The organism is Priestia sp. YIM B13491, from assembly GCF_042787605.1.
Classification (GTDB): Bacteria; Bacillota; Bacilli; order Bacillales; family Bacillaceae_H; genus Priestia; species Priestia megaterium_E.
Map to the genome: position 1 here is coordinate 16,135 of NZ_JBHZOR010000018.1, position 26,568 is coordinate 42,702.

Consider the following 26,568-nt stretch of genomic DNA (forward strand, 5'->3'; position numbering starts at 1 on the left):
AACAGATAATATTTATAAAACCATCCATATTTTTCATTGTAATACTTTGGATATGTTATATTTATAGTAAAACTAAAGGAGTGAGCAAAAATGAATGCGATGAATTTTATTTTACTAAATTTTGAAGAAGTGAGACGTCGAAGTATAGAAGTATGGATGTCAATACCTCAAGATAGGTTAGACTGGCGCCCTGATCCAGAAGCAATGTCATGTAGGGAGATGATACATCATGTTCTTGAAGGAGAATACCTCTATCATCAAATGTTAGAAAAACCCCTTAACCTTTCTCTAACAGAGGAGCATAATCCTTATAAGCTAAAAACATTTAGTTCTGTTGAAGAAGCATTAAAGTTTGCTCAACCATATAGGGAAAAATTTATAGAGTTTTTAGGACTCCTTAATGAAAAGCAACTAACTGAGATAAAAATAGACCGTTCAGAGATGGGATATATTCGAGAGTTAGGGGACATGTTGTTACGAGTTGCATATCATGAATCAGTACATACAGGACAACTTTTAGATTACTTAAGAACTGCAAAAGTTAAACGTCCTATAATATGGGATTAATTTTCTGATTAATCTCCTGTTGTTTTATTTTCCTCTGCTCTAAAGAAAGCTCATACAAAGCCATAAAGTTGTTTATTTAAAGGGGGAAGAACCATTGTGAATAATGAAAAGCAATTACTTAAATTTCAAACGTTTCAACAACTTCACAAAAGACCCTATACTTTTGTTTTGCCCAATGCTTGGGATGTTATTAGTGCTAAAATTTTTGAGAAAAATGGGTTTCCATCTATTGCAACGACCAGTGCTGGTATAGCAATGTCTTTAGGCTATACTGATGGTGAAAAAATTCCTTTTGAACAAATGTTAGGAGCTGTTAAGAGAATTATTAATTCAGTCAATATCCCTGTCAGTGTAGACCTAGAGTCCGGATATGGAAGGTCTACTAATGAAGTGGTAGATAATGTAAGGGAAATCATTTTAGCAGGAGGAATTGGTATAAACCTAGAAGATGGGACAGGAGATTTAGATAGTCCTATTTTAGATGTTTCGTTGCAAGTAGAAAAAATATCTGAAATTAGATTACTATCTAAATCGCTAAAAGCCCCATTATTTATTAATGCGCGCACTGATTTGTATTGGTTAAATACAGGAGATCCTGATCTAAGACTTCAAGAAGCCATTAATAGGGGAAAAGCATATCAAAAGGCTGGAGCAGATTGTATTTTTATTCCTGGACTATATGACATGGAATCCATTAAAAAAGTTCGACAAGAACTATCTTGTCCCATTAATCTTTTGTCTGGGCCAAACTTGCCTTCTATTAATATATTATCGCAAGTTGGTATTGAAAGAATAAGTACTGGATCCGCCCCCTTTAGAGCAACTGCTACATTATTACAAAGAATTACTGAAGATATCCTTTATGATAATAATTTTCAACGATTAATGAATGATAATATGAGTTATAATGCGATAACAGAACTAATTGGGACTCCTAAATAGAATTTATCAAATTATATTTAGCTTGCCTTTATAGAGCTGATAGGACTACTTAAATATACAGTAGTTCTTTTGCTATTTGAACTATATTTAAACAGTTACCATAAAACTATTTATCGGAAATTACGATTAAAAAAGCCCTTTGTTTAGGGCTTTTCGTCCATAATTTATCATTACATGTTGAAAAATAAGTATCAGATTAATTTATTTTTAGTTCGCCTGTGACTAATTTTTTCTTTTTTTCTTTTCTAAATGTAAATCCTAAAAAGGCACAAATAAACACGAAGGGAGCTGTAGATTTATACAAGTCACTAAAACTACCAGCAATTTTAGTCGTTCCATATTGATTGACTATTTTTGAGTATTTTTCTATTTCTGTTTGTTGTTTTGTTACCTGCTCATATACCTGTTTATATATTAATGGTTTGGCTACCTCTCTCTTATCGGAAGGCATCTCTTTTAATATATGTTCTGACTTCTCTTCAACCATCCTGTCTATTTGCTTTTCAGAAAGTTGATTATTTTCTTCAACCTGCTTTTTATCAGAATGAAAAACATCCTTTGTATGTAGTAAAACCTTAGTTTTTTCAGCTTCTTTTATATTAAGTTGACTTAGTTGAGTTGTAGCATACTTAATTACTTTATCTTGATTTTGATCAATTTTATTTGTTAATCCCCCTACAAAAATAGCGACTGCTAAAACAACACCAACTTGTCGAAGCATAGAGAATACGCCTTGTGAAGCCGTTAATAACTCGCCTTCAAATGAGGAAGTGCTCGCTATTGTAGCTGTGGCAATTATAAAGCTAAATCCAATTCCTAATAATGTACACAACATAATAATCTCAGATGATGTACTATTAATATTTAGACTCTCTAGAAGGTAGTAAGCACCTCCCATAATGATAAAACCTAGAATAACAGGAACAATAAAACCTATTTTTTTAACCAATAAACCTGCTAACTGTGAAAAGAGAAAGATAGCTCCTGATACAGGTGTAACAAGCAGGGCAGCCTCTAATTCAGTTTTTCCTTGAAACCTTGTCAAAAATTGTGGCAATAATACCATTACTCCTATTAAAAAAACATATCCTGCTGAGACAACCAGTACAGATCCTAGAAATTGGTGGTCTTTGAAGAGGGCCAAATTAATCATAGGATCTTGTACTCTTTTTTCTAATAAAATAAATAAAATGAGCGAAATAATACTAATTGAATAGCAAATTAAGGCCCCTTTGCTAGTCCATCCCCAAGAGTTTCCTTTAATTAACACTAAGGTTGCTGTGAATAGTGCAATAGTTGAAAGAATTAATCCTCCCCAATCAACCCTAGCTTCAACTTTCTTTTCTTGTTTTAAGGGAAGTAAGGAGATACAAGCAATAACACCGATAACACACACCGGTATATTCACGTAAAATACCCAATGCCAGTTCAATTTTTCTGTAATAATTCCACCCACCGTTGGCCCTAATGCGGTGGATAAACCTTGCGTTGCGCCTAATAAAGTTAGCGAAACCATTCTTTTCTCTATTGGCATTATCCCTACTCCGATAACCATACTGAGTGGAATAAGAATAGCTGCCCCTACACTTTGAATAAATCTAGCTACAATTAGGAAGTTTGCAGAAAACGATAAGCCACATAATAAAGAACCAAATCCGAATACTATTAATCCCAGCAAATAAAACTTGTTTCGCCCAAACATATCAGCAAACCTTGCCATTGGTATGGCAAGTACTGCAATAGTCATGGTATAGACATTAAGCATCCAGGAACTCGTTTCCAATGTAGTATGTAAGTCTTCTTGGATGGCAGGCAAGGTAATATTCATTATTGTAGAATCAATCATACAGATAAAGATCCCTAAACACATTAATAACAAAACTTTTGTTTGGCTTTTTTTCTGCATCATTTATTTACCTACACTCGTTAACTGGTGTAATTCTTTTTCTATCCATTCTAGGGTAAATCTTGCCTCATCAATCCCATAAAGAAGTGTAATTTTCTTATGACGTTCCATATTAGGGTATTTCTCATTAAACAATGTTAAATTATTTAATTGTGCTTGTGCCTTTTGTTTCTCTATATTCAGCCATTCTTTTATTTTATCGTAGCTAGTATATTGTCCAAAAAATATGCGTATTAGCAAATCTGATCGGATTAACGTAGGGTTTAACGGACTATTCATATAGCTATGGAATGCTTCCTCTCCTTTTGGAGTAATGACATATAGATTTTTATTAGGTTTTCCTTCTTGTTGAATAACCTCCTTTTCAATCAGCATATCTTTTTCCATTCTTCGAAGCGCTGGATAAATTGCTCCGTAAGAAGCATCAAAAAAGCAGGAAACAGAATTTTCCATCATTTGTTTAATATCATACCCACTCATCGGTTTTTCGACTAAAAAGCCTAAGATAACATTTTGTATGTTCATTTTTATCCACCTTCATATTAACATTGTTTATATATATAATATTAATATAAACAATGTTAATATGAAAATCAAACATATATTTTTTATTATAGAAAAATTAGGTAAAAAATCTTATTATTTAATGAATATCATATACAAAGTTAGTTAACATAATGGATTTTTATAGGTAGTCATAACACAAAGTGAGAAACATAAAATACAACAAGGAACTATCAGCCTGATCTTTCCTTGAGAAAAAACAATCCAACTCCCAGGGATTGTTTTTTCTCTTTTTAATAATAATTATTTTTTTACATATTGAGCAAACTATCTAAGAAGCTGTGAAGTTTCTAATTGGAAATCCTCACTACTTTCTTGAGTTCACAACATGCTTCATGAGAAGACTACTGATCCCTGTTCAGTAGTTTTTTCTTTTTATTACATAAGTTACTGATAATTTAAGCAAACTATACAAGACGCCGTGAGGCATCATAAAATAGCTCTCCATTCCTTACGAGGATAGAAAAAGCCACTGATTAGGCCCAGTGGTTTTTCTGTTTTTAAGCTGTATATCGTATACAACCTTAGTTAACATAATGCCTCTTTCCGGAAGACACGAAAAAAGAGAACCCTTACGCCCCAAGGTTTCGAAGAAGTTCTTTTTTTCTCTTTTATACATCCTTGATATGACTACGTTTTCTCGATACCCCCAGTGGAAGGTGAATGCATAAAAAGTCTGCATTATATAATATGTTAGTTCCTATAAAAATAGTCCTTATGGATAATTATGCTATATTTTTTGAAAACAGATTCCACATTCAGTTTCCTTTATAAGAAAGGTCTAGATGAATCAATACTGTATTCTAATAACATTTTTATAGCGTTTTCTGGTAATTGATTAGATTTCTCAAGTATTATTGGTGTCTGACCATTTCCGGTGGAATTATAGGAAACAAAAACTAATTTTTTTTCGTCTTCACCAGGAAAGTTTAACTTCGTAGGTAATCTAGATTCCTGGGGGCTAATGTTTTCCTTAAATGTTGTGGACTTCTTATTTATAAGTATCTCGTAAAATTCACCGTTGTAAATGAATCCAATTGCCGGTGTATTACCATTGCTCATTAATAGACCCTCCTGATTTTCATATAAATACAAATGTACTTATATAGTATGATTTAGAAAGAGATATGGTATTCAATTTATAATCAAACAAATGTCATAGCAGCATTCCTTAATTTTCACGAAAAGGTTTATGTATTTTAGATCACTCTAAAAGAAGGCCATTTTTAGAAGGATTTTAGGTTTATAAGTCAAAATAGTTAACATGAACTTATAAAGCGATTGAAGGTTGTAGAAAGGGAGGGGCAAAAAACGGAGGATAGAAAATACTAACTTTATAATCCGAATTATTCCTTTTTTGTAATTAACGAAGTCGTCATTCCACCTATAAAAATTGTCGAACATGAAAAAAGAAACGTTTTAGGTCCTAATAAAGGAAGAGCTGCTGTTATGATAAAACCATCTATAATTAAAATAACCATCCCAATGTTTAAGGAAAAAGCTTTTGATATAAGTTGTGCTAGTAAATCTGTTCCTCCAGTACTTGTCTCGTATCGAAGCATAAGACCAACTCCCGTCCCAATACATATTCCTCCAAAGATTACACTAGGAAAAACAGAAAGTTGAAACTGGTCTTTAAGAGGCTCTAGCCAATCAATCAATAAAGAAGAAATAATTAACCCATAAAAACTATTATAAAAATAAGTTCTTTCATAAACCCAAGCAAACCAACATAATGGAAAACCCAAAATAATAATCATCACACCTGTAGGAAATTCAAAATAATAGTGAAGGATGAGAGCAATTCCAATTGTTCCTCCATCTAACAAATAATGAGGAACTAAAAATCCATTAATTCCCACACTTAACAATAAGCTTCCGACAAGAACAACCGGTATTTTTCGAAACATAATAATCACCTTTTTAATTAATTTATCTCTTACTATATGTATAAGCTTTAGCTCCCTGTCATGAATGTTTTTTCTCTTTATGTAAATGAATAAAAGTTTATCTTTTAAACAAACTACTCAAGATGGATAAATCATAATACTATAGTAAACTCCTAAAAAGCAGAAAACTCCCTTCTAACCTATGGGAATTTTTCTGCTTTTTAAGCTGTGTATCGTATATATGTTTATTTCACATAATCAGCATTATCAGAAATCTTATTAACAATTCTAAAATCCCCCCTTTTTAGTCTGTATAGCCTCACTATAATAACCTCATAACAAATAATAAAAAAGCTCTTTGATTTTAAACAATACAGAACAAATAGTTAATTATATTGAGTTAAATGTAAGATGAAAGAAGATCTTGGTTTTCATAAACTAGATTAATCTTAACTAAAAAGTAATTATTAATTGATTTTGGAGTGAGAAATAAAGTCTTCCATTACCAATACGATTTGTCCAAGCATATGAGAGTCATCTTTCCAGATTTAAGTGGTCATGGACGAAGTCCTAGAGCTGAACAAACTGTATCAATTTCCTTCTATGCAAACGAAGTATTGCGTTTTATGGATGCGTTGCATTTAGACAAGGCTATTATATGTGGTTATTCTGCTGGCTGTCTAATTGCTCAAGAGCTGGCTATTTATCATCCCGATAGAATCGAATTATTAGTTTTCTCAGGAACTTACCCTATAGTAAGAGATATACCTGGACAACTATTACATAAAATAGGAATGTATATGGTGAAAGAACACCTAAATATATTAATAAAAAGTCTTTCTATAAGTCATACTCGGGACAAGACACTAAGAAAGAGCCTAGTTAGTTATATGAAAAAAGCAGATCAAGAATCATGGTATCAGTATTATAATCATTCATTACACTATAACTGTTTAGACAAACTTCATCATTTAACTATGCCTTTGTTGTTTATATATGGTGGGAAAAAGGATTGGACTACCTACTATATGAAAGAGTATAAAAATAAATGTAAGCATGCTGAATTCTTCGTTTTACCACAACAGGGTCATCAACTGCCTACAAAAAAGTGGGTTCAATTTAATGAGCTAATTACAGGATTTGTCTTAAATAAATCCAGTTATAAAACAAAAAAAGACTTAAGCAATGAATATTCTTAAAATCTGATTTGTATAAAACTCGATGATAAACTACAGGAGATCGATAAGATTGTTTAGCTCATCAGCCTAAATACATATTTTACAAATGAAAATGAGACGCTTAGGGAATTTTTCCTTAAGCGCTTTATCTTATCGTTATTAGTAGAAGCCTATAGCAACTGCTTTAACTAATCGTTAAAGCAAGTACAGAATCGAGACTACCATCATTAGCTATTGAAAATGCTTCATTTACGTAATGGAGCATAAGACTTTTGGGTTTTTCGGTTCATTATTTTTAGAGAACCAAAAACTTTCTCAACGATAATACTTGTCAAACTACCAACAAAGAGGCTTCGGATAATATCAGAGGGATAATGATGCCCTACCCAAATCCTTGAGAATCCTGTTAATAAGGACACCCCCCACATAACTGCCCCAATGACACGTTCATGTAGTAAAATAGAAGTGGATACAGCAGTTGCAAGCAGCGTATGTTTACTCAAAAATGCGGAGTTCATCTTTGAAGGAATAAGTATGCCGACACGGCGCTTCATAAATGGACGAGGTTTAAAATAAAAACATTGAATTAACACGTTGGTCAACAACGTAAAGGTCGCAGATATGACGGCATATACAGTCACTTTTCTTTGTGAATAGCCTCGAAACCACATCAACATTAATACAAAAGCGAATAGATAACGTACCTTATTTGAAATCAATATCATCAGCATATCTAATACAGAATAGCGACCAGCAAGCTGATTGATTATCCTGAATATTTTATAATCCATTCTGATTTTCTCCTTCATTTTTAGATAGGCATACTTTTCTCTCCTAATGTAGAACCCATTACCTGATCAATGTTCCTATGATAGCCAAAAGGAACCAAAAAATAACTACTATTAAGTCATCTCTTATAATAGAGACAGAAGCATAGATGAAACCTCCTTAATCTATAAGGAGGCCTCTCTTTTTAAAACATAAAAAATTGCTTTGTTATATCTCATTATTTTTATTTAACGATTGTTAGGAAAGACTCTTCGAACGGTTTCAGTAAAGTCTTCAAATAGACCATTTCTTGTCGCATCTTCATTAATTCGGTTTCCGTACCCCTCCATACGATTTACGAAATCAGGATCGGATGACACATACACATTTCGAATATCTCGATCTGTAGCTTTTACTTGATCTGAAATTTTCTTTTTTAAAGGGTCGGTTACTTCTCCGTTTGCTTCATTCTTTAAAACAACAGCCACGTATGCATTTCGGTTTGTAACAATCACATTCGCAGTGCCTACTTCATTTAACTTAGCAATACGATCCGCAGCTTGATCAGCTACCTCTAATCGTGTCTGATCATTATTATCTACATTATTATTTTGAACACCGTCGGGTTGAAATCCCACGTCTCGTAGATCATTGTTATCACGATTATTTTGAGCTTTTTGTTCAGACGGTTCTTCAGTTGGATCAGGCTCAGCTTCATCTTTTTTATCATTACAACCAAAAAGAAAACCTACTGATAAAATAGCTGATAAGAGTCCCAGTACATATTTTTTTGTCTTCATTCCTTTTTCACTCCTTCTAATAATCATATATGTATTAAGGTTTACATTGTTTTTTAAATAATCACAGGAAATAATTTGAAAACATATGTGAGGAAAGCATCATTTTCCCAGTATATATACGTAGCATTGGCAAAAAATAAAAGTGTTGAAAGAGAGCTTTCTTTCAAACACTTATCAAAGAGGGATTTGCATAATGAATAATGTACAGCAGCTAACTTCTTTATTTAATGTTAGTGGCCTATTTGGGAAGAAAAATAATAACAGAGGCATGCTATTGGCACTTTTAAGCATAGGAATTGGGACTTTAGTGATTTGGATAATAAGAGGAAATGGAAATAAAACAGGGGCACCAGCTATGCAAACAATGACCAGTAGAAACCAGATGAAAAACGGTTTATCCAAGCAATAAAAACTGCATTTACAATAGTATGTTTTGTATAGCAATTGAGTTACCGTTGATCATTAAAAGCTTTATGCAGTTTTTACTGCATAAAGCTTTTAATGATCAAAAAATAAACACCGAAGACTTAATTACATAGAAGTGATATGACCATCTTCTATTTACAACATATGAGTACAACCTATTATTAATCGATATATTGTTAATCAAGCGAAGCTCATCTATTAACTAGCTGCATAAGACTAGATTTCAGTGAAAATCCATATATCTTTTTTAAACCAATCCAATCTTTGCACCATAAATTTTTCTTTTGGTTCTTCATTTTCATTATTAAATGATATAAATAAATTACGGAGACACAGAGGTCGAATATGAAACAATTTATTAAAAATATTCAAAATGATCAGCATTTTCGCTTTACATACAATTCACGCCCCATGAATGAAAACATCAAACGTTACAGTGAGTTTTACAATCTCCCAACAGAGAACATAATGTATCGTTACGGGTTTGAATCGTTTATCCATGAACGGCTGTTTATCCAATCTTTTCGTCCCTTACCGGTAAAAGCTCATATTCTTCTTCTTCACGGTTATTATGATCATGCTGGAGTACTAAGTACTGTCATTCGTTTCTTGATTCAACAAGGGTTTCATGTGTTGACATTTGATTTACCGGGACATGGATTGTCAACAGGAGAACGGGGAGCCATTTCGGAGTTTTCTCTCTATACAGAAAGTATTCGAGAAGTCGTGCGTAGACACCTGTCTTCAAGCTCTCTGCCTGTCTATATCGTGGCTCATAGTACGGGCGCTGCTGCTGCAGTTGATTATATATTGAATAACCCTGAAACGTCTCAGATTCGAAAAGCAGTGCTTGTCTCGCCCCTCGTTCGGCCTTATCGCTGGAATGCAATCACCATTTTGATAAAGCCCTTAAAAACGTTCACCAGGAATTTGAGAAGGATACTTCGAAACAATTCATCAGATGCAAAGTTTTTGCGTTTTGTGAAGAATGATCCGTTGCAGAATGATCAGGTCCCTCTCAGTTGGGTAGAAGCATTGATAAGATGGAATGAATTGATTAAGAAGGGGTATCCCAGTTCTGTCCCTGTTCTCATCCTCCAAGGAAAAAAGGACACAACAGTGGATTGGAGATATAATGTTGGTTTCTTACTAAAGAAGTTTCCAAATATAGAGGTTGAACTTATAGAAAACGGAAAACATCATTTATTAAATGAAGAAGAGCTGATAAGAGATAAAGTGTTTTCTTCTATCCATCGCTACTTAACAAATGATGTGTAAACGATGATTCCGAGAACAATCGGTGTAATATATGTGTATTTTTGGAAATTTAGGGTTTTTATTTTGTTATCTATAATAATTACTCTAACATCTTGTAATAGATTTAAATATCTTGTCCGTAAAAGTATACCTTTACAGACAGTGTGTGTCTTAGTATTTAAAGTATTCAGATTAAATTTTATGATTAAAAGAGAAACCCTAATCATCCATTCCTCTAAAATGTGACTGTTTTTCCAATACCAAAATAAGTTCAACTAAATAAAAATAATTGTTGATATATGTAAGTTTTTGAAGATAACTAAGTTGAACTAAATGATTGAAATTCCACTCTTCTTCTTGTATAATTAGTTCAACAGAAGTTCAACTTAAAAATGAGGTGTATAGAGATGAAAATTTCACGTTTTAACAAGGATTGTGGTAACTCAGTCGATATGAATATTATTGATGGATACCTATTTGACTTTCCAACCAACGTAGTAGAACTCCAAAAAGACGCTGCTGATTCATTCTTTACTGATGCTGTGACAGCACCAGAAGAATTTAAGAAGCGTATCTTACTATCTACGACCATTGGTGACGAAGAGAAAGAACGTTATTTCTTAGTGGGTGATATTGCAGCAAGCCAACAACTTGCTAACAACCACATCAATCGTTTACATAACAAAATTACAAGCCATATTCCTTATGTAACATTTTTAGCTGCTATTGCATATTACCATGCATTGCATGCGAAAGATCAAAAGGATAATAGCATCGAGATTGACTATTTCTCTACGATGTTACCAATCTGGTTGCTAAAAAAAGAAAGCACATTTGGTGAAGCGCAAAAAGCAATGGCAACTCGCTTCTTAGGTGACCATGCTTTCCGTATTCATACGCCAGGTTTCGAAAAAGAAATAAAAGTTTCTGTAGAAGAAAGTGCATGCTTAAAAGAAGGTGAAATTGCACGCTTTGCATTAAAGAAAGACTTAACGCTTCAAGACCGTGAAGATGCTAATGAATATGTAGAATGTGAAACCGTGATGGTCGATATTGGTGGAGGATCCATTGATGTTGTGATTTTACCTGAAGGATTAAAAGCTGCAAACAGTCGCGAATCATTCCAAAGTATTGAAGGTATTCCATACCTAGCACACATTGATAAGTTACGCAAAGAGAAATTCCCAGAGTTGTTTACCGATTTACGTGCATTTGATCAATTTATTTTAGATAACTACAGCAAACAAAAATTTGAGTTAAAGAATGAAAATACGGGTGAATCTATTGATTTAACAGCTCAAATTACATCTTCTCTAAAAGAATATGTAGAGATTTTACTAGCGAAGTTAAATGATGTGGCCCCACCACCAGCAAATAAAATTCGTAAATACGTATATAGTGGCGGTGTTGCTCCGACACTAGAAGTAGCCATCATGACAAGTATGAGTGAAAAGATCGGCGAAGAACGTACAGAGAAATATCATAAAGTACCAGAAGATAGCCGTCACTTGAACTTATTCGGCTTAGAAATTCGAAGCATCGGTTACCTTCAAAAGAAACAAGCTGAGAAGAAAGCCGTTAAATCCTAACAGCGTAGGTGATAACCATGACAGAGCGTCAGAACGCCTTTACGATTAAAACCAATCAGTTAAGTGATGAAGTCTATGACATACTCGCAAAATATGCAAAGTCTCGAAAATTAGGGGACTATATTTCATCTTTAATTGTTCGCGACCTTCATCGTGCATCTACCAACCAAGTAGAATCAGCACATAGAACAGAAGAGCTTCTCGAACATATCAATTCAGAACTGCAGGAATTAAAGCAATTAGCTAAAGCTAATGGTTTTGTAGGTAAGCAAGAGGAGTTAGAAGACAAGCCTTCAGAAAGCCAAACCTTAAAAGAAGGTAAGATTGCAGATTTAGAGCAAGTATCTGGTTCTTTAGACGACGATGATCTCGAAGAATATAGTGATTTTTAAAACACTAAGCCACTAGGTATCCTAGTGGCTTTTTTGCTTTCGGTGGTTTATTGATTTTTAAGGTGTTTCCATTTTCATATTTACAGAGAACGTGCTCAGACTAAAAGAATGATGTGAATAAGGAGTTTATTTATTGGTAATAGAAATCAGACCCAGTACTTCTATTTGTTTTAAGCACCCCTTCATACTTCTTTGTATCAAGAACATTAATAAGTGGTGTGACAAATACCGTATTGATACTCAATTTGCTTCTAGAGTGTTAGATAGAAGGAATCGGTATAGTCATGGTATACTAATAACAAACATGGAAATGATGGAGGGTATTATGACAAAACGATTAGATTTGCGTGTCGACTTTGCATTTAAATCACTATTTGGCACACATGGAAATGAATCTATTTTAGCTGCTTTTTTGAACGCAGCACTCCGTTTTCCAGATGATAAAAAAATTCAGACGGTGCAGTTATTAGATCCGCATTTTAATAAAGAAAACCAAGAAGATAAACGCTCTATTTTAGATGTGCACGCACAGTTAGAGGATGGAAGCCGAGTTAATATTGAAATTCAGCTTAATAACAAACATGACATGGAAAAACGAACACTCTATTACTGGTCTAAAATGTACAGTAGTCAAATGAAAGAAGGAATGGACTACGGAGAGCTTTGTAAAACGATTACCATTAACATTGTGAACTTCCGTTATTTATCTCATATTCATGATTATCACTCCACTTTTCAGTTATATGAGCGAGAGCAGAAATTACTCTTAACGGATATGCTGGAAATTCATTTTATGGAGCTACCTAAGTTATTAATAAAATGGCGTAACAGAGAGGTAGATCCACGGGAAGATCAACTTGTGCGATGGTTATTATTACTTGAAGCATCCGAAGATGAAGAAATCACTCAGGTATTGGAGGAGATTGCGATGCAAGAAGATCAAGTATTAAAGAAAGCAATGGACGAGTGGGAACGTGTTAGCCAAGATCCGGAAGTGCTACTAGCATATGAAGCACGAAGAAAAGCATTATTAGATGAAAAGTCAGCTTTAAAACGAGCTGAGAAACTTGGAGAAGAAAAAGGAAAACAAATAGGTGAAGAAATAGGCGAAAAGAAAGGGATCATAAAGGTGGCCTTAAGTATGATTCAAAAGGGTTTAGATACCCAAACAATCGCTGAATTTACAAACCTTACACCAGAAGAAATTGATAAATTACGTCACCAATAATCATAATTAAAAAAGGGACTGCCTAACAAATTAATTTGTTAGGCAGTCCCTTTTTTAACTCCCTCATTATCAGTACATCTAATTTGAAGTTTATTGTAATTGAGTTAGCTTATATTTATTTTATCTTTATTATACAGCGTACTAAATGTTATTACGTACTATACCAGGAAAATATAAGTCTTATATTTTTTATTAAATTAAAGACCTTTTCTTATATATCCCCTTTTAAGTTGCACTAGCATTTTTCTTTTTTTTCACAGGTAATCCGTACTTATTAGAGTTTTCTTTTATTTTTTTTGCAATTTCTTGTGCTTCTTCTTTCGTCATTTTCATCCAAAAGACTCCTCTCATGTTCTAGTATTATAAGTTTTTTCCACTATCTTAAAAAAATATACATGCTCCTCCCTCCCCTGCCATATACATGTTTTAGGTATGTACAAAAAGTCATTGTCCTAGAGATAATTTTAGATTTTAGGAGTGATTATGTGAGAATAGAAGAGAAGAAAAGAAAAATTCGAAGTGACAAAAAACGAGATGTAAAACCATCTCTTCCAATCGATCTTAAAGAATGTGTTTATCGATTGTCTTACATTACAAATACACCTGTAAAAAATGTAGTTGAATCAATTTGTATATCAGGCCTTGCTTCTTCAAAAGTAATGGATTACCTATCAAATTATTTTAGAAGAGGATTTAGCTTTGGCAGCACTGTGTATATGGGAGATATGTCCAAAGAGCCAATTAGACATCTATACAAGAATATTGAGAAAGAGCGTGTCTCTACGCGCTTAAAAGATGGACATGGAGAAACGTATGATATTCTGAAACGCTTAGCCTATGCTTTAGATTGCTCTCCCGCATTAGCAGCATCTTTTTTAATTGAGGCGAGCATACGGAATTCTGATTTTGTTGATGACTACATGACTCGGCATTTAGAAGAAGAATTGGATCAGGGCAGAATAAAGGAGTTAAAAGAGGTGTTAAAATTCATTAATAAAAATAACCCTTATAGGGAAGAGTACAGTTTACACAATTTAATTTCTTATATTATGGATGAATTAAAGGTAGGAGCAACTAGCTTAGGGTCTTCTGTCCAAAACTGGTTAGAAAGTATACAGCATAAAAAATAGTTCGACCTAAAAAACCTTTGAATTTACGATTCAAAGGTTTTTTGCTTATCTTTTATTTCGTTAAATAAAATTTTTGCGCCTAACGGACTTAAAACCATGTTATTTGCATATCTACGGTTTTGAGGCGTTATCTCGCCTGTAATCACACATTTGTTATATTCTTCGTATTTTTTTATTTCTATATGATCATCTTCCAATAAGATTTCTACTGAATCGGCTTTAGCTATATCCATTCCTTTTCTTAGTTCAATTGGAAGCACTATACGTCCCAAGGCATCTATCTTTCTTAATGTACTTAGTCCCTTCATCCTAACTCCCCTTTTATATGTTCACAAGTGTAACTTCGATATTATACTATAAATGTATAAATTAACCAATATAATTCTTATAAACTAAGCTTTTGGAGACAAGGATTAGAACTTTTTCTTAGATTGCTCTTGTACGTAAGTACACGTACGCGCATGTTCACGTGAAAAGAAATGATCTTGTTTATGATAAACTTTCACTCCACAAGAGGGGCAAGCAAAGAAACCCACTTTAGGACCTTGAGTCACTTCGTGTGCATAAAACTCACCAGCTGTTTCAAACATCACTACATGGTTCGCTTTCTCAATCTTAGCTCTCATACAAGCATCTCCCACCTTATTTTGAGTTTAATTCCATAATAAGGGTTAATAGTGTGAATTGTAAAAGAAAATGTCTAGATAGATACCTATTACGGAAAAAAACAGCATTTTTATGCCAATTATCCATAGACATACAGATCTAGTTACATATGCGTTATATCTGACGTGGTAGCTTTTATACATAAGCTGATAAGAAGACTAATTACCATTTTTAAACTATAACAGTAATAGGTTTTTATTACTACGAATATGTAAAATTCACACAATATATACCATAGCTTTATTTAGCTGACAGCTTAAATAGATAATGCACAACTAATGGTTACTCTAATAAGGTTGGATGATTGACAATGAAAGATTTTGAACATGAAGAATTACTGAATAATGTAATACTAAAATATGAGGGGCAACTTATTAAAATTGCCTTATCCTATGTAAAAGATATTTACGCAGCAGAAGATATCGTTCAGCAAGTATGGATAAAGTATTACGTTCGATTGATGGAAAGAGGAGCAAATAGTGAACAGTCTACGTATGCTTGGTTATATCGTGTGACTGTTAACCAAAGTCTTGATTTTCTTAGAAGATACTACAATCGAAATGTAACGTGTATGGATAAGATAGAGATACTAGCACATGTACAACGAGACTCTATGAGCTACTATGAAGAAGATGAGCTAGGTGTACGGGATAAAGAAGAGATATATCAATGGGTACACTCTTTACCTCTTAAATATAGTAAAATAATTATGTATTTTTATTTTGATGATTTATCATACAATGAAATAGCGACTCGATTACATATTCCTCTATCCACAGTTAAATCTAGAATCCATCAGGCGAAAAGATTAATGCGCAAGATGCATAAATAAAGAAGAAATTAGTGATGGTATATACAACGCTTATACACACGAAATTACTGCAACTACAGAAGCCTTACATCCACCTACACAGAAAGAACACACTTTAATCACAAAAGCTCCTATAAGAAGAGCTAATATACCCTCAATTCGTTGGACTTCAACACCTTAGGAAGTAAATAATGACCTTCCTTGTCCGATATGTCATCTATGAACGAAATAAAAGATATAAAGTATTTATGCTCCCTTTATAAGGCATACTTATAAAGAGAGGAGTAGTGATTAATATGTATTATAGTAAAAGAAATCAAGAACCTCCGGTTCAAGAAGAAACAGAAATTTGGGAATGTACAGTAGAAGAGTGTAAAGGCTGGATGAGGAAAGACTTTTCTTACGATAGTCATCAGAAATGTCCTTTGTGTAAAAGTCAGATGGAGGCTAAAAAACGCCTTATTGATAAAATCCCCCGTAACCCCCATAGAAGATAATATAAATCTATGCTTTTAGAAAGATTAAACACTACCTATACATAAAAAAGTCTTGGTTCATATTTGCTTTCTATTTCTATTGTATATTATAACTAGTTAACCTTGTATCGATCGTCTTGACTAAACCCCAGGCTTTTTTAAAGCCTGGGGTTTCTATTTAACCAATAGTAGATAAATCCCGATGCCCTAATTATAAAACCATAAAAAAAGACTCCTTTACAGGAGTCTTTTTTGTGATTACTTTTAATTATGCTTTGTGAACGTTAGCAGCTTGTGCTCCGCGTTGACCTTGCTCAATATCAAAAGTAACTTTTTGACCTTCTTCTAATGATTTGAAACCTTCACCTTGAATAGCACTGAAATTTGTTATCTAATACTCACATAAAAAACCTTTTTCTAGAGGGAAAAGGTTTTTTATTATGTAGTCCAATTTCAAGGAATATTGATAACAAAGACCCATTACTGCATTAGGTGAGGAGTAGGTGGTGATGTAAGATGTACTCGGTTTTTATATACTGATGGCTGTCCTAGTCACAAATATTTAACACAAAAAGGACGAGAAGCTAAAAGTGTTTCAGAGGATGGGTGGAATGGAACTGAGGATCAGCCAGAGATTAAAGAGTAAGACTTCTCATATTTTAAAAAGGGGAGCAGGATTCAGTAATAATTGCATTTAGTATGTCAGGCATTATGACCAAGTTGTAGATGTTTTCATCATATACTGCTACTGTAAAATATAATTATTTGAAAATTTAGATATATCAACTGAATTCTACACCTATAAGAATTGACTCATCGAAAACTTAGCCAAATAGTACAGAGGAGAGAGACTAGTTGAAGAAGGATTGTTCATATCGAGAGAAAAAAGTAATGACTATGAAAACTGTAACTGAAATGACTGGGCTTTCTGAAAGGCAAATTCGTTATTATAAAGCTCAAAACCTTATTTTTCCTGCAAGGAATTCCTCACTTATCCGTAGGTATTCTTTTTCTGATATTGAAGAGCTGATGGATATTGCGGAAAAAATAGAGGAGGGTGTTCTTACTCGAGAAATTCGAGAGGATCTTGGTAAGAAGAGAAAAACAACGAACAGAATCAATACTAGGTAAATAAAAGTTCATTATCTGTCTACTCAAACTACTGAACTAGCTGTTGAAAAGATTAGATTGTCCAAAATAAAGATCGTTAAATTATTAATCATTTATTGCTTTAAAGATGTGAGTGTACTATCTGGAAGCCACGGTATCCCAGAGCTTATTGGAGTGGCGATGGTTGTACTGCTTCATTCTTGGAAAAGAGAGATGCTCCTCTCTATAGCAGGAGGAACGATTATCTACATGATTTTGGTACAAGTGGTTTTTTAATAAATTTATTTCTACAAAGTTTGATGAAAAATTCTCTTCTTAGTTCGATTACAAAGAATCGCCTTCATTGGAAGCTTTAGAAGCTTATTTTCTTCATCTTAAAGAACAATAATACATCTTATGGATACAACTCATGATTAGCCTAAGAGACCCTCTAATGAATTAGAGGGTCTCTTAGGCTAATCATGTAAAGAGCGATATATGGCAGATTCCTATTATTAAATAAAAAATCACTGTAAAGGTGATTTGAATTCACTATGATAGTGTAAGCTAAGAACCTCACGTAACAGTTCAATTTGCTGATATATGCTTTCTTTCGTTAACGAATCTGTACAAGTAGGATAGTCTTTAGTTAAATTTGAAAGTTCCCTCGTAAATAAGAGTACTTCATATTTATCTAGCATAAACAGTCCTCTTTTCTCATAAGCAGTTTATAACAATACAATATAATATATATATACCCTTAGGGAAAAATGACTAACTATTATTTGTTATCCAAATTACTACAATTATTTCACTGGAAAAGTAGTAGGATAGATAGTATTAAGCTCACTGAAAATATAGAGGTGAAGTTTGTATGTATTGGAGGGACTATATCTATCATCTTTTAGCTCTTAGTGGAGGCATGCTGGTAGGTGGAGTTTTATAAATAAAATTGGTGCCCATTACGCTAACAGGAGAAATGAGTATATAGATACGTTAGAGTACTATATAGAGTATAAAAAATATGTAAAGAGCATCCATCAAGATTGAGCAAGCTCTTTACATACTTTTTAGAGGCAGTATAGAGCTTAATTATTCTATAAGATTTTCTCATTAGCACCTATAAAATCATTTTTGCCAAGTTTCTTCTTAGTTATATAGTATTCATATTCAGCGTATTTTCGTGTTGCTTTACTAATTTATAAATTGCTTTACTAATTTATAAAACGTTGTCTTTTTTACATTCGCTTCTTTCATAGCTTGTACAGCTGTAATTTCTTTTTGCTTCCATAGATTATAAGCTACAATAAACTCCTGACTAACTTGAGATTTAGGTCTTCCAAAAGATATACCACTGTTTAAGGCTGCATCAATTCCCTCTCGCTGGCGCTTGCGAATACGTTCTCGTTCTTCTTGAGCCATCCAAGATAAAATTTGAAGAACTAAATCCGCAATGAAGGTTCCTAAACTGTCCTTATACTGAGTTGTATCTAACAACGGCATATCCAAGACCACAATGTCCGCCTCAATCTCTTTTGTGATCGCATTCCACTCTTGTAAGATTTCTTCTTTATTGCGACCAAAACGATCTAGGGAATGTATGTAAAGAATATCGCCTTTACGAATCATTCGTTTTAATAATTGATATTGTTCACGATTGAAGTTTTTTCCACTTTGTTTATCAATAAAAATATCACGGGGAGAAATAACAACTTCTTGTATTGATTGAAGTTGACGACTTTCATTTTGATCTCGGCTGCTCACACGTATGTATCCAAATCTTCTATTTTCCATTTTTATACTCCTTTTGTTTTTCTCTTTCTCTAATTCTACCAAAAACGTTCGTAAAAGTGTGTGCGTTTCAGAATACGTTCGTAATTCGCTCTCAAACTTAAACGAACGATAAAAATGATAGATTTCTTATAAAAAACAAAAGTTCGTAAAGGTATACTATTACGGACGATTAATTTGATTATGTTTCAAAATGTAAAAAGAAAAAAGTCAAGGTTCTCTTTAAATTAATGAATTTTTTAACACCATCAAAAAATAAAAAAGTAAATTAATCCTTTTTATGAGTTAATTTACTTTAAGTTCGTATTTAACTATATTTTAATTTTTGTTACACCTTCTGGGCTATAATAGGGTTGCCAACGTGATTCTCTTTCTTTTAACTTTCTTTTCACCTAAAGCAAGTCTTTTTATGTTTATCGTCCCAAACTTTTAAAAAACATATTGTTGATACTTTATCGTTGTATCTCATTAGTATTCAAACTAAGCTCTACAGAATATTTTTTGAAATGAGAGCTAAATTCATGTTGAAGAAACATATGCTTGTAATAAGAGATAGTTTATAGCCGCCAAAAAGAGGAGAAAAAAATGAATTCAAATAAGATGGGGAAGTTAGCCTATATCGCTTTAGGGATAATAGGCGTTATTTTAGCTCTTGCCTCCTACCTGGTTGGTTCATATTTTGTAAAATATCTAGCTCTTGTTTTATTAGGGCTTTCGCTCATGCTTAATGGTTATGTTACGTATTTAAAATGGAAAAGTAGAGAACCATTTATTTACCTTGCTATAGGGTTTGTAGTTGTTGTAATAGCAATTGGAGAGCTTATAAGATTAGGGTAATACTCTATTTTCGTTGTATAAAGTAAGCGTTTATAACTTGAGGAGTTTCAAGCATTAAAATTTAAGTTGCTATAAACTATCTCTTTTGTATACATTTATACCCTTAAATTAAACTCTTTCTTTTCCTAGCAACGAATAATCAATTAGTATTGGCAAGTCCATTGCCTCAGAGGTTATCATCCCACCAGGCTTGCTGATCATTAAACCTGAAATAGCCATTAATTCCTCAACTCCCTCACATTATCCGAAAATTCTCACATCATGATTGGAATCTTTCAATTTCTACTCTAACTGTAGTTTAATATCTTGTTTTTACCACAAATAATAGAAAATTGAATGGGTATAGATATGAATTAATGTCCTAAAGAAAGGTTAAAATCCCTTTTGTTTTCTACCATTTATGTTAAGGTTTGATGAATTTATAACCTTTTACTACTTTATTTTTATAGGTATGTAGAGTTATACGTTTATTTATGACAATTGCTTTCAACACTTTGTACTTACCTAGTAAATTTATCACTTGCTAAAAAGGTTCTATTCTTATGATTTTATCACATACACTATATTAGATTTTGATTTGAATAAGGAGGTAGACATGATATATCCTCAATTTCCAATCTATAGTTATATGAGAGTAGATCCCGTTTTAATTAATGATATTGAAAAAGCTATTAATGGGGAGTATAACGCTATTATCTGCTACGAGCAACTAGCTAAGATTGCACCCACAAAAAAAGAGCGTGAACGTATTCTGGAGATAAGAAAAGACGAAATTAAGCATTATCAAACATTCTCTACAATTTATGCAAATCTAACAGGTAAACAGTTTGAAGCCAGCGTTTCAGAGAAGTGTCCAAACACTTATAAAGAAGGGCTGCAAGTTGCTATTGAAGATGAACAAGAAACGGTAGACTTCTATTTGGATATTTCAGATAAAGCACAAGACCTATATACTAAAGAAGCGTTTCGGCGGGCTGCCGCAGACGAACAAAATCATGCCGTATGGTTTTTATATTTTTACACCGACCTTTAAATTATGTACATAAAGAGATCAACAGTGAGTTGATCTCTTTATTATTTACTTATATAAGAGAATAATTCCCTCCTTCTATATCCTTATATATTACTATTGGAAATGGACACACAGGGAGCATCCTCCAGCTCCTAATCCTCCTGCAACTACACCGATTACAAAAGCTAAGAAAGAAGCTAACCATTTATTAAACGTCACTTTCTCGCCTTCTATATCATCTAACCCTTTTTTGGGAATGGGCATTAAGACAACCGCAATAAGTGCTAAAATTCCATATATAAAATTCATGCCTTTTTCAGGCATCAAGTGATACAGATAACTTCCGATCAAGCTGCTGATAAATATGCTGATTCCCATATAAATGATTGAACTTTTCTGTAAGAAACCACTCTTACGATAAGCCCAAACACCGCCAATTGTCGTGAAAAATACTTGTATACCCTCTATACAAATCATTCCAGAGATAATGGAACATAATAACCCACCCATAATAAAATGACGCTTTTTTTTTCTTTGTCAATTTCCTCATCCCCATTTATATAGTAAAAAAAAAGCCAACTTCTCTTATAGTAAGAAAAACCGGCTCTTATACAAACTTATTGTTTATTTAATAATCATGACAGGACAATGTACTCTTTTAGCTACTTTATGGCTGACACTACCCAATACCATTTCCTGCAGAGAGTTTAACCCACGGCTTCCAATTACTACAAGATCAAATTCATGTTTGTTGGCATACGATACAATGGTTGGTCCCGGATCACCACGTTCTATTTTAAGCTCATAGCTTACGTTTTCCTTTTCGAACGTGCTCTTTACCTCTTCTAAAGCCTGCTGTCTTTTTTGCTTCAGCTCTCCATGTAATACCTCTGTTTTAACTTTTGAAAGGTCAATGACAGAAATAATTTCTACTTTCGCTCCTGGTACGAACGAAGCTACATTTATAGCATGTTTTGCAGCTCTTTTAGAGTGTTCTGATCCATCTACAGCTAATAAGATCTTTTTATACATACATTGTCCCCCTATCAATGATTTGATGGTTTTGCGTTTGGTTTATTATAAGTGGCCAGTTTTTGAACGAGCTCATCACTTACATCATTTAAACCAGTTAACTTCACTTCAGCAGATGTTTGTTCTTTTAATTTCAATACGACTTTATCGATTGCTGCTACAGCTGAATCATCCCAAATATGAGCTTCTGAAAAATCGATGAGAATAAGATCTTGCTTTCCTTTAAATGCAAAGGAATTTACAAAGTCTTGTACAGATGCAAAGAATAACTGACCTTTTACATTGTAGACTGTTCGATGTTCGGACTCTTTTGATGAAACTTCTAATTTTGAAATTTTAGCTACAAAGAAAATGGCACTTAAAATAACACCTGCGATTACCCCTTTTGATAAATCGTGTGTGGCTACAACAGTAATAACTGTAACAAGCATAACCACTGTATCTGTTAAAGGTACCTTTGTTAAGGTACGAAGTGAAGACCAATCGAATGTACCAATGGATACCATAATCATGACAGCTGCTAAAGCAGCCATTGGGATTTTCACAACCCAGTCTCCAAGTACTAAGATGAGAAACATTAAAAATACACCAGCTACGAATGTTGATAAACGACCTCTTCCGCCTGATTTTACGTTAATAACGGTTTGCCCAATCATTGCACAACCGGCCATTCCGCCAAAGAAACCAGCAACGATATTCGCAATCCCTTGCCCTCTGCTTTCTTTGTTTTTATTACTTGGTGTATCTGTCATATCATCTACAATCGTTGCTGTTAACAGAGATTCTGTTAATCCCACAATTGATAACCCTAATGCAGTAGGAAAGATAATGGATAGTGTCTCCATATTTAATGGAACATTAGGAAGTGAAAACATCGGTAAAGATCTTGTGATTTCCCCTAAGTCTCCTACCGTTCGTAAATTAAATCCTCCTACAATTGCTGCAACAGTCATAACAATAATGGCTACTAATGCGGAAGGAACAGCCTTGGTAATACGTGGTAAACCATAAATAATGACCAGTGTTAAGGCTACAAACACGTATGTCATCGTGGAAATTCCTACGAAGTGCGGAACTTGTGCCATAAAAATTAAAATTGCTAATGCATTCACGAATCCTACCATCACGGAGCGTGGGATAAATTTCATAAAACGGGCAATCTTAAAGATACCAAAGATTAGTTGAATAACACCTGTTAAAATGGTGGTAGCAAATAAATACTGAATCCCGTGATCTTTAACCAACGTAACCATTAATAATGCCATGGCTCCTGTTGCAGCTGAAATCATGGCAGGACGTCCACCGACAAATGCCATCACTACTGCGATACAAAATGATGCATACAATCCAACCATAGGATCAACACCTGCAATAATGGAAAAGGCAATTGCTTCTGGAATGAGTGCAAGAGCTACTACAATACCTGAAAGGATATCCCCTTTCACGTTACCGAACCATTCCATTTTTAATTTATTTAACATGATAACCAAAAACACCTTTCTATTTATACTAATGAACTTTTCATACACGTTTATTTAATTTTCTCTTTATCATTGCACGTGTAAAGCAATTAAGACATGGAACTTATAGAACTAAAATAGTACGTTTATGGTACTTTTAATTCATAAAAAAAATCAGTAAGAACTATTATGTGGTTTATTTTTAGTATTCTCTTTCATCCTAAAAAAACACATCACGTCTTTCTTTTACACTGAACCCTTATTGATAAAATAAAGAATTCATTTCATTTATCTTTTGTTCATTTAATCGGAATGCTTCTGTAATTTTATTTTCCAAATCCTCCGTAATCCTTCTCTTACCAACTTCCACTAATGCAATTAATGAAAAGCTACAATTAACCATTTTAGCGAAGTTTCGTTGGTTTAAATTATAGCTTTTTCTAATTAATTTAATGGTCTCTTTATCCATGCCATCACCTCTTTCCTTTTTATTAATGGCTTCTAACTCTCATAGAAGCCGAGACGTTGTTAACAAATAAAACTCTAGCAGACATAAAATAAAATGTCTATCATTTTTTGTTCCGAAAACGAACTTTTTTGGAACTCTTAATGTATCTATATCTAAAAGAAATGTTATGATGGCGAGGAATTTGTTACAATAGTAAAATGTAAATAAACAATCCATGCAGGAGATGGTTTAGTGATTATTGGTTATACCCGTCCATATAGCGAAGATGAAAATTTGGACAAACAATTACAGGCTTTGCAACCCTATAATTGCGAAAAAATTTATCAAGAGAAAACAAATTCCTTAAAAAAGAGAGTGCAATTTGATGAGATGTTAACGTCTCTCCATGAGGGAGATACAGTAGTTGTCTATAAATTTTATTGTATCGCGGACTCTACTCGACACCTTATTGAATTAATTGAATATCTTTCGGAAAACCATATTCATTTTGTATCTATTCTGGATGATGTTGATACTTCAACGTTAGAAGGAAAGACATTTTTCAATACCATTAAACGTATTGGTCAATTTCAACATGATGTCATCAGTGAACGTACGAAAGCTGGTCTTGAAGAAGCAAAATTGAAAGGAAAAAGTGGCGGTCGTCCTAAAAAACCTGACTATAATGTTCATCGCGCACTTGAGATGTATTGGAGTAAGAAATATACAATTGCTCAAATAACAGAAGCTACAGGTATAAGTAAGACTACTCTATATCGTTACTTAGATAACTGAAACATAAAACCTCATGTAAATTCATGGGGTTTTGTTGTACATAGGAATAGCAGACATAAAGACTATTCCTATAGGGACTAGCATATGTATAAAAGGTGTACTTTTTATACATCAAAATCTCTTTGGTTGTGCTCCTAAACGTTAGTATATCAACGATGTATAAAAAGCTGCATAAAGCAGAAATCGTAGCTTGACTGGAACCCTTACCTACCAAGGGTTCTTTTTTGTCGTGTCTTCCGGAAAGAGTGTTTATGGTGCGACAAGAAGTCGCTTTCTTACAGTGTAGCTAACGCTACTTATCTAGACGCGAAGATGATCTCCATCCAAAACGGCATTCTTGGTAACGAGTTTGTCGGTTGCATGAGGAAATGCGGAAACAGAGGACAAATGCATGGTCCAGAATACTGCTAGGAGAAGATAGGCATGGTAAACGAAAGTGAAGGTTTGTAAGCTTCGTTACTCTTAGCTCAAGATAATGCATAGATTGGCTTGGGTCTTGGTAAGAGGAACAGTAGAATTATAATGCTACTCTGATGCGTCCCGCATCTTACCCGGAGTAAAGAACCTACCTACCCCTATCGTATCTGTAGAATGTGGAACTTGGTAAGCCCTATGTCATCTGCATCAGCAGTAGAATGACTGCAAAGTCAAACGATGTGACAGAGGGTATGGGATATGAGAAAAAGCTAAAGCCGTTAACTTGAAAGGGAACAGGAAAGCAGGAACACTGTATAACTGGACGGATATTGTCGTCTTTATGGACAATGACAGGCTCGAAAGAGCGCCCACTTCTCATGGGTCTTCAACACGAAAATAAAGTTGTGGCTATCTTCTAACGAAAAGGAGCGTGCTGTTATGAATACCTCTCTACGAGCGTCGGCGCACGTCTCGCATAAAGATTGGTACTCTATTGATTGGAGTATTATACAAAAATATGTAGCGAAGTTACGACAAAGAATTTATCGTGCCGAACAACAAAATCAACAAAGAAAAGTAAGGAAACTTCAACGTTTACTCCTTCGGAGTAAAGCAAATCTACTGCTTTCTATTCGCAGAGTAACACAACAAAATACCGGAAAGCGAACACCTGGTGTAGACGGCTATACGGTCTTCAAACCAAATGAACGTATCACACTATATCAACAACTGTTAGGATATAATGTCTTTCAACATCGCCCAAAGCCAGCGAAACGAACGTTTATCGCTAAGAAAAATGGGAAGCTAAGACCTCTCGGTATTCCGACGATACGAGATCGAGTGTATCAAAACGTAGTAAAGAACGCACTGGAACCTCAATGGGAAGTTAGATTCGAAGCCACTTCCTACGGTTTTCGTCCTAAACGAAGTACACACGATGCTATAAGTAACCTCTTTAACAAGCTGAACACAAATAGTAAGAAAAAGTGGGTATTTGAAGGAGATTTCCTAGGATGTTTCGGTGCGTGACGTTAATCTGAAATTTCAATAGAAATATTGATTGGGATGATTTAGTAATAAACTGCAATTCTGATAGAG

28 protein-coding genes and 4 pseudogenes are annotated in these 26,568 nt (G+C 33.8%); 17 read left to right on the forward strand and 15 right to left on the reverse strand.

The features are described from left to right. The first annotated feature begins 90 nt into the window (after window positions 1–90). Window positions 91–567, forward strand: coding sequence for a DinB family protein (locus ACFX4E_RS26750; RefSeq protein WP_377259684.1), 477 nt, complete (start codon window positions 91–93; stop codon window positions 565–567). Window positions 568–663: 96 nt separating this feature from the next. Further along, on the forward strand, window positions 664–1,509 hold the full coding sequence (locus ACFX4E_RS26755; protein WP_377239060.1) for an isocitrate lyase/PEP mutase family protein: 846 nt from the start codon (window positions 664–666) through the stop codon (window positions 1,507–1,509). A gap of 196 nt (window positions 1,510–1,705) precedes the next feature. On the opposite strand, the gene ACFX4E_RS26760 is transcribed toward ACFX4E_RS26755, so the two are convergent. The 4 genes from ACFX4E_RS26760 to ACFX4E_RS26775 form a co-directional block, all read right to left on the reverse strand. Then, window positions 1,706–3,415: an MFS transporter gene (locus ACFX4E_RS26760; RefSeq protein WP_377259693.1), complete on the reverse strand. Its 1,710-nt coding sequence runs from the start codon at window positions 3,413–3,415 to the stop codon at window positions 1,706–1,708. A gap of 3 nt (window positions 3,416–3,418) precedes the next feature. After that, window positions 3,419–3,940 (reverse strand): PadR family transcriptional regulator, encoded by a 522-nt coding sequence (locus ACFX4E_RS26765; RefSeq protein WP_377259681.1) that lies wholly within the window; start codon window positions 3,938–3,940, stop codon window positions 3,419–3,421. An 807-nt stretch (window positions 3,941–4,747) separates the two neighbouring features. Further along, window positions 4,748–5,041 carry a hypothetical protein gene (locus ACFX4E_RS26770; RefSeq protein WP_377239063.1) on the reverse strand — a complete coding sequence of 98 codons (294 nt, stop codon included), beginning with the start codon at window positions 5,039–5,041 and terminating at the stop codon, window positions 4,748–4,750. 284 nt (window positions 5,042–5,325) lie between these two features. Continuing rightward, window positions 5,326–5,889, reverse strand: coding sequence for a YitT family protein (locus ACFX4E_RS26775; RefSeq protein WP_377239064.1), 564 nt, complete (start codon window positions 5,887–5,889; stop codon window positions 5,326–5,328). A 461-nt stretch (window positions 5,890–6,350) separates the two neighbouring features. Between ACFX4E_RS26775 and ACFX4E_RS26780 the strand changes: the two genes are divergently transcribed. Then, window positions 6,351–7,067, forward strand: coding sequence for an alpha/beta fold hydrolase (locus tag ACFX4E_RS26780; RefSeq protein ID WP_377259678.1), 717 nt, complete (start codon window positions 6,351–6,353; stop codon window positions 7,065–7,067). 224 nt (window positions 7,068–7,291) lie between these two features. On the opposite strand, the gene ACFX4E_RS26785 is transcribed toward ACFX4E_RS26780, so the two are convergent. Continuing rightward, entirely contained in the window at window positions 7,292–7,837 is a 546-nt protein-coding gene (locus tag ACFX4E_RS26785; RefSeq protein WP_377239066.1) for an undecaprenyl-diphosphatase, read from the reverse strand. Window positions 7,838–8,062: 225 nt separating this feature from the next. Continuing rightward, window positions 8,063–8,614 carry a YhcN/YlaJ family sporulation lipoprotein gene (locus ACFX4E_RS26790; RefSeq protein WP_377239067.1) on the reverse strand — a complete coding sequence of 184 codons (552 nt, stop codon included), beginning with the start codon at window positions 8,612–8,614 and terminating at the stop codon, window positions 8,063–8,065. A gap of 193 nt (window positions 8,615–8,807) precedes the next feature. On the opposite strand from ACFX4E_RS26790, the gene ACFX4E_RS26795 reads away from it, so the two are divergent. From ACFX4E_RS26795 to ACFX4E_RS26820, 6 genes are all read left to right on the forward strand, one after another. Then, window positions 8,808–9,023: a hypothetical protein gene (locus ACFX4E_RS26795; protein ID WP_377259675.1), complete on the forward strand. Its 216-nt coding sequence runs from the start codon at window positions 8,808–8,810 to the stop codon at window positions 9,021–9,023. Window positions 9,024–9,385: 362 nt separating this feature from the next. Then, entirely contained in the window at window positions 9,386–10,318 is a 933-nt protein-coding gene (locus ACFX4E_RS26800; RefSeq protein ID WP_377239070.1) for an alpha/beta hydrolase, read from the forward strand. Window positions 10,319–10,704: 386 nt separating this feature from the next. Continuing rightward, window positions 10,705–11,886, forward strand: coding sequence for an Alp7A family actin-like protein (locus ACFX4E_RS26805; protein WP_377259672.1), 1,182 nt, complete (start codon window positions 10,705–10,707; stop codon window positions 11,884–11,886). Window positions 11,887–11,903: 17 nt separating this feature from the next. Next, window positions 11,904–12,278: a hypothetical protein gene (locus ACFX4E_RS26810; protein WP_025751496.1), complete on the forward strand. Its 375-nt coding sequence runs from the start codon at window positions 11,904–11,906 to the stop codon at window positions 12,276–12,278. Window positions 12,279–12,603: 325 nt separating this feature from the next. Beyond that, a complete protein-coding gene (locus ACFX4E_RS26815) occupies window positions 12,604–13,506 on the forward strand; it encodes an Rpn family recombination-promoting nuclease/putative transposase (RefSeq protein WP_047751996.1) in 903 nt (300 codons plus the stop codon). A gap of 485 nt (window positions 13,507–13,991) precedes the next feature. Beyond that, a complete protein-coding gene (locus ACFX4E_RS26820) occupies window positions 13,992–14,636 on the forward strand; it encodes a hypothetical protein (protein WP_377259669.1) in 645 nt (214 codons plus the stop codon). A 23-nt stretch (window positions 14,637–14,659) separates the two neighbouring features. Here the strand turns inward: ACFX4E_RS26820 and ACFX4E_RS26825 are convergent, their stop codons facing one another. Together ACFX4E_RS26825 and ACFX4E_RS26830 are read right to left on the reverse strand one after the other, a co-directional pair. Then, window positions 14,660–14,944 (reverse strand): AbrB/MazE/SpoVT family DNA-binding domain-containing protein, encoded by a 285-nt coding sequence (locus ACFX4E_RS26825; protein ID WP_377259666.1) that lies wholly within the window; start codon window positions 14,942–14,944, stop codon window positions 14,660–14,662. Between the two features lie 105 nt (window positions 14,945–15,049). Beyond that, window positions 15,050–15,262, reverse strand: a complete 213-nt coding sequence (locus ACFX4E_RS26830) for a hypothetical protein (protein ID WP_057240527.1) — start codon at window positions 15,260–15,262, stop codon at window positions 15,050–15,052. Between the two features lie 350 nt (window positions 15,263–15,612). Between ACFX4E_RS26830 and ACFX4E_RS26835 the strand changes: the two genes are divergently transcribed. Then, on the forward strand, window positions 15,613–16,134 hold the full coding sequence (locus ACFX4E_RS26835; RefSeq protein WP_377259662.1) for an RNA polymerase sigma factor: 522 nt from the start codon (window positions 15,613–15,615) through the stop codon (window positions 16,132–16,134). Between the two features lie 275 nt (window positions 16,135–16,409). After that, a complete protein-coding gene (locus ACFX4E_RS26840; protein WP_034651224.1) occupies window positions 16,410–16,610 on the forward strand; it encodes a cold-inducible protein YdjO-related protein in 201 nt (66 codons plus the stop codon). Window positions 16,611–16,857: 247 nt separating this feature from the next. Here ACFX4E_RS26840 and ACFX4E_RS26845 read toward each other — a convergent pair. Continuing rightward, window positions 16,858–16,974 (reverse strand): annotated as a pseudogene (locus ACFX4E_RS26845) (cold-shock protein); the annotation flags it as partial. A gap of 470 nt (window positions 16,975–17,444) precedes the next feature. Here ACFX4E_RS26845 and ACFX4E_RS26850 point away from each other — a divergent pair. Both ACFX4E_RS26850 and ACFX4E_RS26855 read left to right on the forward strand, forming a co-directional pair. Continuing rightward, complete coding sequence (locus ACFX4E_RS26850) at window positions 17,445–17,720, forward strand: MerR family transcriptional regulator (RefSeq protein WP_377259659.1); 276 nt, start codon at window positions 17,445–17,447, stop codon at window positions 17,718–17,720. Window positions 17,721–17,792: 72 nt separating this feature from the next. Further along, window positions 17,793–17,975 (forward strand): annotated as a pseudogene (locus tag ACFX4E_RS26855) (branched-chain amino acid transporter permease); the annotation flags it as partial. Between the two features lie 230 nt (window positions 17,976–18,205). Here ACFX4E_RS26855 and ACFX4E_RS26860 read toward each other — a convergent pair. Both ACFX4E_RS26860 and ACFX4E_RS26865 read right to left on the reverse strand, forming a co-directional pair. Then, on the reverse strand, window positions 18,206–18,379 hold the full coding sequence (locus ACFX4E_RS26860; protein WP_377259655.1) for a hypothetical protein: 174 nt from the start codon (window positions 18,377–18,379) through the stop codon (window positions 18,206–18,208). A 493-nt stretch (window positions 18,380–18,872) separates the two neighbouring features. Further along, on the reverse strand, window positions 18,873–19,472 hold the full coding sequence (locus ACFX4E_RS26865) for a recombinase family protein (RefSeq protein ID WP_377259651.1): 600 nt from the start codon (window positions 19,470–19,472) through the stop codon (window positions 18,873–18,875). Window positions 19,473–20,054: 582 nt separating this feature from the next. Between ACFX4E_RS26865 and ACFX4E_RS26870 the strand changes: the two genes are divergently transcribed. Together ACFX4E_RS26870 and ACFX4E_RS26875 are read left to right on the forward strand one after the other, a co-directional pair. Then, complete coding sequence (locus ACFX4E_RS26870; RefSeq protein WP_377259648.1) at window positions 20,055–20,306, forward strand: hypothetical protein; 252 nt, start codon at window positions 20,055–20,057, stop codon at window positions 20,304–20,306. Window positions 20,307–20,901: 595 nt separating this feature from the next. Further along, window positions 20,902–21,339, forward strand: coding sequence for a ferritin-like domain-containing protein (locus ACFX4E_RS26875; protein ID WP_377259645.1), 438 nt, complete (start codon window positions 20,902–20,904; stop codon window positions 21,337–21,339). 105 nt (window positions 21,340–21,444) lie between these two features. Here ACFX4E_RS26875 and ACFX4E_RS26880 read toward each other — a convergent pair. From ACFX4E_RS26880 to ACFX4E_RS26895, 4 genes and pseudogenes are all read right to left on the reverse strand, one after another. After that, a pseudogene (locus ACFX4E_RS26880) lies at window positions 21,445–21,786 on the reverse strand (TSUP family transporter); the annotation flags it as partial. A 156-nt stretch (window positions 21,787–21,942) separates the two neighbouring features. Further along, on the reverse strand, window positions 21,943–22,350 hold the full coding sequence (locus tag ACFX4E_RS26885) for a universal stress protein (protein WP_377259642.1): 408 nt from the start codon (window positions 22,348–22,350) through the stop codon (window positions 21,943–21,945). 14 nt (window positions 22,351–22,364) lie between these two features. Further along, window positions 22,365–23,831 (reverse strand): SulP family inorganic anion transporter, encoded by a 1,467-nt coding sequence (locus ACFX4E_RS26890; RefSeq protein WP_377259639.1) that lies wholly within the window; start codon window positions 23,829–23,831, stop codon window positions 22,365–22,367. Window positions 23,832–24,069: 238 nt separating this feature from the next. Next, window positions 24,070–24,279, reverse strand: coding sequence for a helix-turn-helix domain-containing protein (locus ACFX4E_RS26895; RefSeq protein WP_377259636.1), 210 nt, complete (start codon window positions 24,277–24,279; stop codon window positions 24,070–24,072). A 231-nt stretch (window positions 24,280–24,510) separates the two neighbouring features. Here ACFX4E_RS26895 and ACFX4E_RS26900 point away from each other — a divergent pair, with 231 nt between their 5' ends. Next, window positions 24,511–25,053, forward strand: coding sequence for a recombinase family protein (locus tag ACFX4E_RS26900; protein WP_377259633.1), 543 nt, complete (start codon window positions 24,511–24,513; stop codon window positions 25,051–25,053). A gap of 855 nt (window positions 25,054–25,908) precedes the next feature. Further along, window positions 25,909–26,490, forward strand: a pseudogene (locus tag ACFX4E_RS26905) (reverse transcriptase N-terminal domain-containing protein); the annotation flags it as partial. Window positions 26,491–26,568: the final 78 nt, after the last annotated feature.

What these genes read in the sequence shown, in the direction of transcription:
- ACFX4E_RS26795 (WP_377259675.1), top strand. Translation starts at nt 8,808, where the DNA reads ATGAATAATGTACAGCAGCTAACTTCTTTATTTAATGTTAGTGGCCTA.
- ACFX4E_RS26885 (WP_377259642.1), bottom strand. Translation starts at nt 22,350, where the DNA reads ATGTATAAAAAGATCTTATTAGCTGTAGATGGATCAGAACACTCTAAA.
- ACFX4E_RS26765 (WP_377259681.1), bottom strand. Translation starts at nt 3,940, where the DNA reads ATGAACATACAAAATGTTATCTTAGGCTTTTTAGTCGAAAAACCGATG.
- ACFX4E_RS26770 (WP_377239063.1), bottom strand. Translation starts at nt 5,041, where the DNA reads ATGAGCAATGGTAATACACCGGCAATTGGATTCATTTACAACGGTGAA.
- ACFX4E_RS26825 (WP_377259666.1), bottom strand. Translation starts at nt 14,944, where the DNA reads ATGAAGGGACTAAGTACATTAAGAAAGATAGATGCCTTGGGACGTATA.
- ACFX4E_RS26840 (WP_034651224.1), top strand. Translation starts at nt 16,410, where the DNA reads ATGTATTATAGTAAAAGAAATCAAGAACCTCCGGTTCAAGAAGAAACA.
- ACFX4E_RS26815 (WP_047751996.1), top strand. Translation starts at nt 12,604, where the DNA reads ATGACAAAACGATTAGATTTGCGTGTCGACTTTGCATTTAAATCACTA.
- ACFX4E_RS26775 (WP_377239064.1), bottom strand. Translation starts at nt 5,889, where the DNA reads ATGTTTCGAAAAATACCGGTTGTTCTTGTCGGAAGCTTATTGTTAAGT.
- ACFX4E_RS26835 (WP_377259662.1), top strand. Translation starts at nt 15,613, where the DNA reads ATGAAAGATTTTGAACATGAAGAATTACTGAATAATGTAATACTAAAA.
- ACFX4E_RS26865 (WP_377259651.1), bottom strand. Translation starts at nt 19,472, where the DNA reads ATGGAAAATAGAAGATTTGGATACATACGTGTGAGCAGCCGAGATCAA.
- ACFX4E_RS26785 (WP_377239066.1), bottom strand. Translation starts at nt 7,837, where the DNA reads ATGGATTATAAAATATTCAGGATAATCAATCAGCTTGCTGGTCGCTAT.
- ACFX4E_RS26810 (WP_025751496.1), top strand. Translation starts at nt 11,904, where the DNA reads ATGACAGAGCGTCAGAACGCCTTTACGATTAAAACCAATCAGTTAAGT.
- ACFX4E_RS26830 (WP_057240527.1), bottom strand. Translation starts at nt 15,262, where the DNA reads ATGAGAGCTAAGATTGAGAAAGCGAACCATGTAGTGATGTTTGAAACA.
- ACFX4E_RS26750 (WP_377259684.1), top strand. Translation starts at nt 91, where the DNA reads ATGAATGCGATGAATTTTATTTTACTAAATTTTGAAGAAGTGAGACGT.
- ACFX4E_RS26895 (WP_377259636.1), bottom strand. Translation starts at nt 24,279, where the DNA reads ATGGATAAAGAGACCATTAAATTAATTAGAAAAAGCTATAATTTAAAC.
- ACFX4E_RS26760 (WP_377259693.1), bottom strand. Translation starts at nt 3,415, where the DNA reads ATGCAGAAAAAAAGCCAAACAAAAGTTTTGTTATTAATGTGTTTAGGG.
- ACFX4E_RS26890 (WP_377259639.1), bottom strand. Translation starts at nt 23,831, where the DNA reads ATGTTAAATAAATTAAAAATGGAATGGTTCGGTAACGTGAAAGGGGAT.
- ACFX4E_RS26800 (WP_377239070.1), top strand. Translation starts at nt 9,386, where the DNA reads ATGAAACAATTTATTAAAAATATTCAAAATGATCAGCATTTTCGCTTT.
- ACFX4E_RS26790 (WP_377239067.1), bottom strand. Translation starts at nt 8,614, where the DNA reads ATGAAGACAAAAAAATATGTACTGGGACTCTTATCAGCTATTTTATCA.
- ACFX4E_RS26870 (WP_377259648.1), top strand. Translation starts at nt 20,055, where the DNA reads ATGAATTCAAATAAGATGGGGAAGTTAGCCTATATCGCTTTAGGGATA.
- ACFX4E_RS26860 (WP_377259655.1), bottom strand. Translation starts at nt 18,379, where the DNA reads ATGCTAGATAAATATGAAGTACTCTTATTTACGAGGGAACTTTCAAAT.
- ACFX4E_RS26805 (WP_377259672.1), top strand. Translation starts at nt 10,705, where the DNA reads ATGAAAATTTCACGTTTTAACAAGGATTGTGGTAACTCAGTCGATATG.
- ACFX4E_RS26875 (WP_377259645.1), top strand. Translation starts at nt 20,902, where the DNA reads ATGATATATCCTCAATTTCCAATCTATAGTTATATGAGAGTAGATCCC.